The organism is Ruegeria sp. HKCCD6157, assembly GCF_013110685.1.
In the GTDB taxonomy this organism is placed as follows: domain Bacteria; phylum Pseudomonadota; class Alphaproteobacteria; order Rhodobacterales; family Rhodobacteraceae; genus Ruegeria.
Genome location: NZ_WVRB01000001.1, coordinates 255124 through 266905 on the forward strand (window position 1 = coordinate 255124; position 11782 = coordinate 266905).

The following is an 11782-nucleotide window of genomic DNA, read 5'->3' on the forward strand; positions in this document are numbered from 1 at the left end:
CGGCCGAGACGACGGGTAAGGCTCGGATTCATGACGGATCTTATTTCGCTTTACGAGGCCCGCATTGCGGACGGAACGCTGACACGCGACGACGCGCAAGAGGCCGTTCTGCCCCAATTCGAACGCATCCGGGCGGCGCTGTCCAAGCCGGTAAAACGAGGACTCTTTCGCAAGGCGCCTCCGCCACCTAAAGGACTGTACCTGTGGGGCGGTGTCGGGCGTGGGAAATCCATGCTGATGGACATGTTCGTCGATACGCTGGGCAATATCCCAGCACGGCGCGTGCATTTTCACGCTTTCATGCAGGAGATTCACGCTGGAATGCACAAGGCCCGGCAACAGAATGTCGAGGATGCCCTGGCACCGGTGGCGCAGGAGGTGGTCAATTCAGTTCGCTTGCTCGCGTTTGACGAAATGCAGATCACCGACATTACGGACGCAATGATTGTCGGGCGGCTGTTTGACTTGTTGCACGAGGGCGGCGTGGTCGTGGTTACCACGTCGAACAGGCATCCCGACGATCTGTACAAGGATGGGCTGAACCGGCAGCTGTTCCTGCCCTTCATCGCCCATATCAAAGAGCAGTTGCAGGTGTGGGAATTGGTGTCGCCCACGGACTATCGGCAGAACCGGTTGGAGGGTGCCCCGGTCTATTTCACTCCGATTGGCCCAGAAGCCCGGCAGAAGATCAGAGAAGTCTGGACAGATCTTGCTGGTGGACCCGCTGATCCGCTTGTGTTGCACGTCAAAGGCCGGGCCGTTGAATTGCCCGCCTTTCGCAACGGGGTGGCGCGGGCTTCATTCTATGATCTGTGTGGCCGCATGCTTGGGCCGGGTGATTATCTGGCGATCGCCGAAGAGGTAAAAGTACTGGTGCTTGAGGACATCCCACGCCTGTCACGCAACAATTTCAACGAGGCCAAACGTTTTGTCACCCTGATTGATGCGCTTTACGAAGCCAGGGTGCGTTTGATCTGCTCGGCTGCCGCCGAACCCGAGATGCTGTACGTCGAAGGCGAAGGAACCTTCGAATTTGAACGCACGGCATCACGCCTGCGGGAAATGCAGGATCAGGATTGGGGGGCGACAGGGGCGCTGATCCGCCCGTATCGCCCGCGCCAAGACAGTGTGTCAGCCAGATCATGAGGCCGGAACGCACCTACGCGTTTTCTTGCAGAATTTTTCCAGCCAGATAGAGCGAGCCGCAGATCAGAACACGCGCCTGCGGGTCAGTGTCCGTGATCACTTTCAATGCGTCCGCCACGCTGTCAGCGGTGGATGCGGGAAGGTTCACCTTGGCCGCAGCCGCAGCGGTTTCTTCCGCGCTGAGCGTTGCGGTCTCACCCGGAATGGATACGGCTGTCAGACTTGTCGCTTTCTCGGCCAGAGGTGCCAGATACCCTGTCACATCCTTGGTGTTGAGCATGCCGCAGATCATGTGCGTGGGTTTTTGCGGCAGGTTCGTCAGCACGTCCGCCAACGCGATTCCGGCGGCGGCGTTGTGACCACCATCCAGCCAAATCTCGGCCTGCGGCGCCTGATCGACGAGCGGGCCGGATTTCAGACGCTGCATTCGCGCCGGCCATTCGGCCTTGGTCACGGCAGCTTCGTATGCGTCGTCGCCCATGTTCAGATGGCGCAGAACCGCCAACGCCGCGCCTGCATTCTGAATCTGATGTGCGCCCAGAAGGTTGGGCAGAGGCACATCCCGCAAACCGGTTTCGTCCTGATAGATCAGACGCCCGTTTTCTTCCTGCACGTGCCAGTGCTGACCATGAACCAACAAAGGCGCACCCAATCGGGCGGCCGTGTATTCGATGACCTCAAGCGCTTCGTCCTGTTGCGGGCCGACAATGCACGGAACGCCGGGCTTGATGATGCCCGCTTTTTCCGCCGCGATCTTGCCCAAAGTATCACCCAGGAACTGTTCATGGTCGATGGATACGGGGGTAATAACCGTGACGGCTGGGTTTTCAATCACGTTTGTGGCGTCCAGACGCCCGCCCAGCCCGACCTCGAGCAATGTGAAATCTGCCTTGGCGCGGGCAAAGGCCAACAGGGCGGCGCATGTGGTGATCTCGAAATAAGTGATGTTTTCGCCGCCATTCGCAGCGTAGCATTCATCCAGAACCGCCTTCAGTTCTGGCTCCGAGATCAGCTCTCCGACCAATCGAATACGTTCATGAAAACGGGCCAGATGCGGCGAGGTATAGGCATGTACCGAGCGCCCCGCCCCTTCCAGCCCCGCTCTGATCATCGCCTGAGTTGAGCCCTTGCCGTTGGTCCCGGCAATATGGATGACCGGCGGCAATTTCAGCTGCGGATTGTCCAGTGCCTCCAGCAGACGCCAGACACGGTCCAAGGTCAGATCAATGATCTTGGGGTGCAGCGCCATCATCCGGTCGAGGATGGCGTCGGACGTCTTAGCCGTCATTTCTGATCTGTCTCTTCGGCGGGGGCCTCGATTGCGTCGGTTGGTTCCGGTGCAGGCAGATCGCCCTTGATCGCTGGCGGCAGATTCATCAGCATCCGCGTGATGGTAATCAGTTCATCGCGCATTTCGGTACGTCTGGTGACACGGTCCAACATCCCGTGATCCAGCAGGTATTCGGCGCGTTGAAAGCCTTCGGGCAGTTTTTCGCGGATCGTCTGCTCGATCACGCGAGGCCCGGCAAAGCAGATCAGCGCATTGGGTTCCGAGATATGGACATCGCCCAGCATCGCATAAGACGCGGTAACGCCACCGGTTGTCGGATGAGTCAGTACCACGATATATGGCAGGTTGGCTTCTTTCAGCATCTCGACTGCCACAGTGGTGCGCGGCATCTGCATCAGGCTGAGGATACCCTCCTGCATACGGGCGCCACCGGCGGCCGAGAATAGGATCAGCGGCCGTTTGAGTTTTACCGCCTCCTGCGCGGCGGCGATGATCGCGTTGCCGACATACATGCCCATCGATCCGCCCATGAACGAAAAATCCTGCGCGGCGGCCACAATGGGGGTGCGGCCGATTTCACCCAGGGCGACCAGCATGGCTTCTTTTTCGCCGGTCTTCTTCTGCGCTGCCTTCATGCGGTCGGGGTATTTCTTCTGATCGCGGAATTGCAACGGGTCGTCTTTTGGCGCGGGCACTTCAAGTTCGGTAAAGATGCCGCCGTCAAACAAGTGCTTGAACCGCTCACGCGGTGTGATCGCCATGTGGTGGTCGCACTGTGTGCAGACATTCTGGTTTTCCGCCAGCTCGCGATGGAACAGCATCGTTCCGCATTCGTCGCATTTGTGCCAGAGGTTTTCAGGCACTTCGCGGCGTGAGAAGATCGAGTTGATCCGGGGGCGGACGTAGTTTGTGATCCAGTTCATGTCGGAACCTTGGCTTGTGCGGTGTTGACGTCAAATAGGACGCCACGGAAGGAATTGCAATCAACGCCTGAGCGCAAGTCGCGCAGCCAGCCAGCAAACGAACATCACGGCAAGGTCCACCAGAAGCCAGGGGCGAAGCTGTTCGGCGTCGGATGCATCAAACGGAAGGGTGAACAGCGCCAGCCCGTTCAGGTTGTCGGGCAACGAGATAAACAGCAACGCAATGATGTTGTTGAAAAAATGCAAGGCAATAGCTGGCCCCAATGTTCCGGCCCGTGCCGTCAGGTCCGACGTCAGTAGACCGAAAACGCAAGCCCACAGCGCAATCAGCAACGCGTTGTCGCCAGCCATGTCCGGTGTGTAATGTCCAATTGCAAACAGGATGGATGGCACCCCCATCCAGATGACAGGCGATTGGAATCTGGCTGCCAGGGTTTGCTGAATATAGCCTCTGAACAACAGCTCTTCGGCGCTGGTCTGCACCAGAACAACCAAGGCCGAAACCGGCAAAAGAAGAAGCCAGGTTGACAATGGCAGGTTCTGCGACAGAGATCCGCCAAAGCCATAAGGCGGCAGCAGGAACCCGACAACGCCCAGAATAAGAAGTGCTTTCAACACTTTAAGGAATTGGCCCGCCGCCAATCGGTACCCGCCCACGATGGACACCAAAGACCTGTGCTGAACCTGCCGGGCGGCGACGGCCACGCCCAGAATGATGAAACCGAAACTGGCCAACAGCAACAGCAGCGCAAGGGGTGAACCGCCCAACAGAAGCGTCTGCGCCCAGCTTTCCGGACCCATCCCGGCAACCACGGTAAAAAACACCATGTTCAGAACGCTGACCAGCACGGCAACCAGCAAGAGCCCCAGCAACAGGCGCCAGATTTCCGGTTTGCCGCGTGCGGTTTCGACCAGATGGTCATGAGCGGAATATGCTTTAGGCATTATTGTCCGTGCTTTCCTGAATCGCCTGATCCGTAATGGTCGGGAGCAGCTCCTCGGGGTTCTGCGCCGCATTGATTCTTGTGGACAACGTAGTCAGATATCCCGCAACAGTCTGTAGCAATTGCGTAGCAACCGAAGCGTCGCTTTCGACCACGGCACGCAGTTCCTCGGCGCCGATACGCAGGAAACAGCAATCTTCGGTGGCGACCAGATTCAGTTGTCTGGGCTCTCCTGTTATGATCGAGAGATCACCGATCAGCCGCCCGGGTTCGATGATCGAGATCGGGCGTTTTTGTCCATCATCCGTGGGCCAGTCCAGCCTGGCCTGCCCTGAGACGCACAGATACGCCGCGTCGGGCGCCTGACCACGCGAGAAGATGACTTGCCCCGCTGCTGCTTCGTACCATTGCGCTGAGAACGCCAACAACCGCTGGTTGCGGCCATCCACGCCGGAAAACAACTCGGTCGCCGAAATGATCTCGAGCTTGCGGCTCAGATCGTCCGACGTGCTGTCTTCTTGCGGGGATTTGGATCGTGACACACCATCGATACGGCCATCCTTGATTTCCACAAACAGATCATACGCTTCGGGATGTGCAAAGTGGTCTTCCATAAAGATCATAATGGAATCCGGCAACAATTCCCGCAGTTTCAGGCGGGTGCGCAACCGGCTTTCGGAATCGTGACTTGCCAGAGCCCTGTCCAGAATCAGGACGTCAGGCCGTTTGATACCCGCGCGTGAGAATGCGGCACGCTCCTGAAAGACGGTCGGCAGATTGTTCCCGCCCAGGCCTGCTGGCAGATCGTAGATGATGGCAGCTGCACGGCGTCGCAGGCCGGCTTCGTTCATGGCTTCGGCCACGACGTCTTCTATCTCGTCCGCGTGTGCACCGGCCATCAACGAAACCCGGCCGTAGATCGCATTTTCCATCACGGTCAGACGTGGCACATAGATGTCCGGCGCAACTGACATGAACATGCCGCTCATCGCATCCAGCAGCCGCTTGGCCTGACTTTTGCGGATGGCAAGAATCTTTTCCTTGTATTCTTCCGGGAAGTTTGGGCCGATCTGCTCGGCCGTCAACAGGAACGGTACCGTCAGTAGCAATGCGCGCTCCTGGTCGCTCACGGCCATATCACCCTTGGCTTTGCGCCGTTCTTCGATATCCAGCAATTTGTGATACATGTCCTTGGACATGCCAAGCCTAAGGAAAAGCGGGTGATCCGCCCCGTCCCGCCCGAAGGTCTTGCTGAGCGTGTCCATGACGGCCTGAGAGATGCTGATCACGTCTTCAACCAGATCATGGGCGCTGAGCATCTGAACGAACCGTTCGTCACCCGCCAATATATCCGGAGAAATGTCCTTGGATGGCGCCGCGAACAACAAGTTTCCGCCCAGCGGAACTGCCGGGTTAAAGCGATCAGGGTCGAACCGGTACACATATCGATCAAGCCCCTTTTCTGCCAGGCGCTCGGCGATGGTTCCTCGTAAATTGACAACTTCCTGTGCCAGAACCGGGTGAATTTCCGGGTCGAACTGCGTACGCAAAGTGCGGCGGAACATGAACTCGTCGATACCCATCGCTTCCACTAGCTGGAACCACCAGTCACGTATGTCGTCGATATCGTCAAGACCGGCAAGGCCCGGGTCAATCCATTCATCGTCCAGAGAATCCGGTGAATTGCCTGCACGAACAGCTTCGATTTGCCACCGCGTCGGGGCCTTGAGCGTATCTGCTTGATGTCGTGGATGCGTGCGCAAAGGCATCATGAGGTTGTCGCCCAAGGTCCCGTCAAACAGGTAAGGGCGCGAATAGGCATAGCCGAACCGGGCCGCGATGACGGCCTGATGCAGACCGCGCAGATTATGTCCGGCTATGATCACCTCACCCTGAGCCGGCAACACCTCACGAGTCAAAAGCTGACCCAACGCGCTGCGTTCCGACGCCTGTCCAGACTGAATTGCGACGCGCGCGCCGCGCGGAATGGTCAGATCGAGATCTTCGAGAACGGTTTTGCCATCGCTATCGCGAACAGTCACATTTCGCAGCTCTATGTCGCCAGTCAGACGCGGGATGGTTTCAGGCTCACCCTCGAAAAGTTCTTCCGGTATCATGTTGTCCGGTGCAAATCTCTCGGTGACGATTTCCCACCGCAAAGACATGTCCTGTACCTGATTGTAATAGGTCAGCAGATCCTTCCATGGGCCGCTCAGATCCTTGTAGGCGCCCAACGCGGCAACCAGCGCACCGACGGTCACCTCGCCGGTGATCGCCAGATATCCACCCACTGAATAAAAAAGGAAGGGTGTCATCTGAGTTATCAGGTTGTTGAGGAACTTCATGAAGAATTTTTTGTTGTAGATCTTAAAACGGATCTCGAACAGTTTCCCCAGCCGATGGCTGAATTGCGCAAGGCGATAGCGCCACCCTCCGTTGGTACGCAGATCGCTGATACCCGCCGCAGTTTCGCCGATCTCTGAGCTCAGACGTCGAACTTCCTGAATGCGGTCCTTGTTCAGAAGGTTGATTTGCCGCTGAAGCTTGGGGATCAGCCAAGCCTGAAGCGGGATCAGCGCGATACTGGCAAGTCCGAACCAAACGCTTTGCATGAACAGGAACGTGACGATCGTCATCATCTGGCCGAACTGGAAAACCGGCTGCGCGATGGCATCCCCCATCAGGCCACCCATCGGTTCGGCCTCGGACGTGATCATCGATACCAGCTCACCCTGGCTGGTGGTCGCAAAATAGGATTTCGGAAACCGCATCGACCGTTGGATCAACGTATAGCGCAGGCGCCGCAGCATGCGCTCGGCAAGGACGCCCTTCATCGTGTTGATGCGCATCTTCATGACACCGCTCGCGATCACCGTCGCCAGGAATGCAACACACAGTAGCATCAGATACTGAACCTGCGTCACGGTGAAGTTCCAGATGGTTACCGTGTCACCCGGCGCGCCGATTGCGTCGTTGATGATTTGTTTGGGCAATTCCAGCGAGGCGTAAAGAAACGGGAACGACAGGACCGTCAGCAGAAGAAGAACAAGTTGCTGTTTCTTCGAATATTTCCAAATGAAGGCAAATAAAGTGGACTCCATAACCCGGCCTTGTCATGCGCTAAACTGTTGTGTGGCTGTTCTTGGGATGACCCACTTTGCAGGAGCCAAACGGTAAGCACTGACCCGGTACATTGCAAGAATAGACCAGTTCAGTTTCAGCATGTTGCGCCTAACCAAATTGTGGAGGGACCCCAACAGGAAAACACAAGGCTTCGCTAGCAATTCCGTTATTGCGGTTTTGTTCTTGCTGTTGTCCTTGACTAAGGCCGGGCATTATTGGACGACGTGGCCATGGGCAGGATTCTGGATCGCTATTTTCATCGCAAGATTCTGGGGCGCTGGCGTCGGGCCGCGCATCAGGCGCCGTATGCCACCCAGGCAGACTTGCGCTTGCTACGGGATCAGGCCCGCGGTTTGCGCAGGCATCTTGATCATTTGATACAGCAGGCAGACCGTCGCCTGATCCGGCCAACGATTGGGTCAACGCAGTTTCCCAAACCCGTCGGAACAGACTGGAGCTGCCGCCCCGACCTATGGCGTGCGCCCCTGACGCAACCGGGTGTGGCTTCGGCCCCGCGAAAGACCGTTCTGGACAGTCAGGTCAGCGTGTTCCACGACTGCCCGCTTTCTGAAATTGCCGTTCGGCAAGTCCGGAACAGAGGGGACAGAGATCTGGCTCCGTTCAGTCTCGTGATCGAGGTTTTCAGCTTTGGGGGGTCCTTCCTGTCCGTTTCGGTTGAATTGCCTGAGGATGCTGCAATTCATCTAACGCGCGAGCATCTTGTGAGGCTGGAAACCCTGATCGAGTGTGAAAAGCCATCGGGCGTTTTCGCGCGCCTCAACATTCAGCACGGGCCCAATATGGAACAGGTGTTGCGAAGCCTTGATCCCAGCGAGGTATCAAAGGCCGTGGATTTTGATCTGGCGCATCTCCCCCTGAATGAGCGCAGGATCGAAAAAATCTGGCTGGATTTGATTTTTGAAACGCCCGAGATGAATCGCATGGTGGTGCGGGATCTTACGTTTTGCCGTTTTCATCGTGCCGATTTGTGAGAAGATCAGTCATGACGCAGACCAAGCTAACCTTCATACGGTTCGAAAACGGAATCTGGCAAGGCCACATTCAAGCCAGCAGTACGCCTAACCCCGAGGTAAGCTATCAGGGCGAAACCCTGAGCGATGTTGACCTGTCGCCCGCAGAAGACGGATGGGACTTGCGCATACAGGTGCCTGTTGCAGCCCTATCCGAAGGCGTGCACACGTTCGTCGTTGCAGATGCAGCCACAACCGAAAAACTGGGAAGCTTCACGGTGATTGCCGGTGAGCCCGCCGCAGATGATCTAAGGGCCGAAATTGATTTGCTGCGGGCTGAACTGGATATGCTGAAACGCGCTTTCCGCCGGATTTGCCGAGACGACCCCTAATCCGTTCCTGCTGGTTTTCCTGTCAATCTTGCCAGATTCGTGCATCATTGGCGTTTTCAGAGCGGATCGCGCCTTGTCATGGATCGCAGCAGCATAGTCAAAGTCATCGCTTTGATGGTTACCGGATTTGGCATCGGTATTGATTTTACCGGCGCCCTGATGCTGGTGCCTGCGATCGAAAGCAGCTTTGACGCCGATATTACCAGCACCCAATGGGTTCTGAACATCTATGCCTTGTTTTTCGCCATGACCATGGTCGCAGGCGGGCGGCTTGGCGACATGTATGGCCACCGCCGAATGATGCTTTTTGGCCTGTCGATCTTTCTGTTTTCCTCAGTCATGTGCTTTGTTTCGCCCAGTCTTGATTTTCTTGTCATTGCGCGTGCGCTGCAAGGCATCGGCGCGGGTTGTGTATGGCCCTGCACACTGGCCTTCGGGGCAACCAAAGTGTCAAAACCAGAGCATCGAGCCTTGGTGATGGGGCTAATTCTGGCAGGTGTGACCACCGGCAATGTGTTTGGTCCGATGATCAGCGGATTGGCCGTGAACCTGGGAGAGTGGCGCTACTTTTTCCTTGCCAATGTGGTCTTTTCTTGCATTTCGATGGCCACCGCGCTGATCCTGATGGAGCGCGAAACACAGCACAAACCGGATGAACACCTCGACCTCGCCGGAATGGGTGTGTTGTCCTTTGCCGTTTTGCTGCTGCTTTACGGTTTGGATGTGGGCGCGGACTGGGGATGGACATCCGTTCCGTTGTTGATGCTGTTTTTCACCAGCGCTGCGCTTTTCATTCTGTTCCCCAAAGTCGAAAAACGCGTAACAGAGCCGCTGCTTTTGCCGCAGATGATGCAAAACCGCGAGTTTCGCATCACCCTTGGCCTTAACATGTTCAACGTGTCCGCAGCATTTGTGGGGCTGCTGTATTTTCCCCAATACATGCAAAAGGTGCTGGGCTGGTCGACGTTTGAATCGGCACTGGGCTTGGCGCCGCTGACCGTGTTGCTTGCCGTGGGATCAATTGTTTCGGGCACGCTTTACAATGATTTCGGCCCCAAGCGGCTGCTGTTCTGGGGATATCTGATCGCAACGATCGGCGCTGCGACCATTGTCGTGCTGCCCGGTGATCTGGGGTACTTTCGCATCCTGCCCGGCATGGCGATGATCGGACTGGGCGCAACTTTGACGGTTGGGCCGTCCGGCACTGCTGCTATGTGCGCCGTAAAGCCGGAACGGGCTGGTCTGGTTGGCGGCCTGAGCTTCATGACCCACCTGGTTTACGGCGCAATCTCTGTCGCCTGTGCCACGGCCATCATGTACGTCGTCAGCCTGTCTGAGCTTCGCCAGAATGTGGCCGCTTCGGGTATCAAGTTGACCGAAGCAGAGCTTCGCACGATCAACGGCGGAACACTTGATACGCCGTCCGCCCACGCGGTCATCAGCCGGTTGTCATCCAGCGAGGCAGAGACGGTTCAACGGGCATTGTCGGCGGCGTTTGACAGCGGGATGAGTATGGCTTTCGTCTTTTCGGCCTTGTCCGTCTCGGTCGGTCTCGTTCTGGCGCTGCTTCTCGACGAAAAAAAACTGCACCGGATCGAAAGCTGAAGTCGGGAGCCAAGGGCTGCGACATCCGCAGCCCTTACTGTTTTACTGTGACGGCCCGTTGGGGTTGAAAGCCGACAGCCCCTTCAGGATATCGATAGCATAGGCCAACTGATAATCCTCTTCCCTCAGCTCTGCGGTTGCCTCGGCCTTGGCGCGATCTTCTTCGATCTGGCGAATCTCATCTTCGCTGAGGCTGTCATTGTTGAGGCTGCCGCGCAGATCGGCCTCGGAGCGCGAACGGGCGTTGGTTTCTTCCTCTTCCGGTTCTGGCGCCGGACGGGGTTGTTCCACGATGATATCAGGGCTGACACCCAGAGCCTGAATCGACCGCCCTGATGGGGTGTAATACCGGGACGTGGTCAGGCGCATCGCACCATCACCCCGCAGCGGCATCACCGTCTGAACCGACCCCTTGCCGAAGCTTTTGGTGCCGACGACGATGGCCCGGCGATGATCCTGAAGCGCGCCCGCGACGATTTCAGATGCCGAGGCCGAACCACCATTGATCAACACGACAATGGGTTTGCCTTCCGCCAGATCGCCGGGGGTGGCGTTGAAACGCTCACCCTCTTCCGGGTCCCGTCCACGGGTCGAGACGATTTCCCCTTCGTTCAGGAACGCATCCGAAACTTTGATGGCCTGTGTTAACAGGCCGCCCGGGTTGTTGCGCAGGTCCAGTACGACACCATTGACCTTGTCGATGCCACCAGCTTCTTCGATCTGTTCCTTCAACCCTTCCTGTAGGTTGGGGAAAGTCTGATCATTGAAGGTCGTTACCCGCAGCACGACACTTGTGCCCTCGGTGCGGGCGCGAACGGCGGTCAGCTTGATCGTGTCACGGATGATGGTGACATCGAAGGGATCAGGTTCGCCTTCACGCACGACGGTAATAACAATCTCGGAGCCGACCGGACCCCGCATCAGATCCACCGCCTTGTCCAGCGTCAGGCCCAGAATGCTTTCGCCATCCACATGTGTGATGAAATCTCCGGCTTCGATCCCGGCCTCGTCAGCGGGTGTGTCGTCGATGGGTGACACGACTTTGACAAAACCGTCTTCCTGCGTGACCTCGATACCCAGTCCACCGAACTCGCCCCGGGTCTGCACGCGCATCTGTTCCGCATCATCGGGCGAAAGATAACTGGAATGCGGATCAAGAGAGGTCAGCATACCATCGATTGCCGCCTCGATAAGTTCTTCGGGCTCGACCTCTTCGACATATTGCGCACGGATGCGTTCGAAAATGTCACCGAACAGGTCAAGCTGCTCATAGACGCTGGCCTTGTTCACAGCCTCTTGCGCCAGCAGGGGGCCTGCGATCTGCGTTGTCGCAAGAATGCCTGCCACAGTTCCGGCCAAACCGGCCATCACAAATTTCTTCATACTC

General features: G+C 57.2%; 9 protein-coding genes. 4 read left to right on the forward strand and 5 right to left on the reverse strand.

Features of this window, described 5'->3' with window-relative positions; all coding sequences use genetic code 11:
* Window positions 1–30 precede the first annotated feature (30 nt).
* Window positions 31–1146 (forward strand): cell division protein ZapE, encoded by a 1116-nt coding sequence (gene zapE / locus GS612_RS01090; RefSeq protein WP_171638811.1) that lies wholly within the window; start codon window positions 31–33, stop codon window positions 1144–1146.
* 13 nt (window positions 1147–1159) lie between these two features.
* Here zapE and GS612_RS01095 read toward each other — a convergent pair whose 3' ends face one another.
* From GS612_RS01095 to GS612_RS01110, 4 genes are read right to left on the reverse strand one after another with little or no spacing between them, the layout of a single operon-like run.
* Window positions 1160–2434 carry a folylpolyglutamate synthase/dihydrofolate synthase family protein gene (locus GS612_RS01095; protein ID WP_171638812.1) on the reverse strand — a complete coding sequence of 425 codons (1275 nt, stop codon included), beginning with the start codon at window positions 2432–2434 and terminating at the stop codon, window positions 1160–1162.
* A complete protein-coding gene (gene accD, locus GS612_RS01100) occupies window positions 2431–3360 on the reverse strand; it encodes an acetyl-CoA carboxylase, carboxyltransferase subunit beta (RefSeq protein ID WP_171205075.1) in 930 nt (309 codons plus the stop codon). Before accD ends, GS612_RS01095 begins: the two co-directional genes overlap by 4 nt.
* Window positions 3361–3420: 60 nt before the next feature.
* Window positions 3421–4305: a CPBP family intramembrane glutamic endopeptidase gene (locus GS612_RS01105; RefSeq protein WP_171638813.1), complete on the reverse strand. Its 885-nt coding sequence runs from the start codon at window positions 4303–4305 to the stop codon at window positions 3421–3423.
* The gene (locus GS612_RS01110; protein ID WP_171638814.1) at window positions 4298–7405 is read right to left on the reverse strand and encodes an ABC transporter transmembrane domain-containing protein; all 3108 of its coding nucleotides are present in this window, start codon (window positions 7403–7405) and stop codon (window positions 4298–4300) included. The genes GS612_RS01105 and GS612_RS01110 overlap by 8 nt, the downstream gene beginning before the upstream one ends.
* Window positions 7406–7657: 252 nt before the next feature.
* Between GS612_RS01110 and GS612_RS01115 the strand changes: the two genes are divergently transcribed.
* The 3 genes from GS612_RS01115 to GS612_RS01125 all read left to right on the forward strand — a co-directional run bounded on the left by GS612_RS01115 (window position 7658) and on the right by GS612_RS01125 (window position 10395).
* Complete coding sequence (locus tag GS612_RS01115) at window positions 7658–8419, forward strand: DUF6478 family protein (RefSeq protein WP_171638815.1); 762 nt, start codon at window positions 7658–7660, stop codon at window positions 8417–8419.
* Window positions 8420–8430: 11 nt separating this feature from the next.
* Window positions 8431–8790, forward strand: a complete 360-nt coding sequence (locus tag GS612_RS01120; RefSeq protein WP_152460198.1) for a hypothetical protein — start codon at window positions 8431–8433, stop codon at window positions 8788–8790.
* Between the two features lie 78 nt (window positions 8791–8868).
* Window positions 8869–10395 carry an MFS transporter gene (locus GS612_RS01125; RefSeq protein WP_171638816.1) on the forward strand — a complete coding sequence of 509 codons (1527 nt, stop codon included), beginning with the start codon at window positions 8869–8871 and terminating at the stop codon, window positions 10393–10395.
* Window positions 10396–10437: 42 nt separating this feature from the next.
* On the opposite strand, the gene GS612_RS01130 is transcribed toward GS612_RS01125, so the two are convergent.
* Window positions 10438–11778: a S41 family peptidase gene (locus GS612_RS01130; RefSeq protein WP_171119151.1), complete on the reverse strand. Its 1341-nt coding sequence runs from the start codon at window positions 11776–11778 to the stop codon at window positions 10438–10440.
* Window positions 11779–11782: the final 4 nt, after the last annotated feature.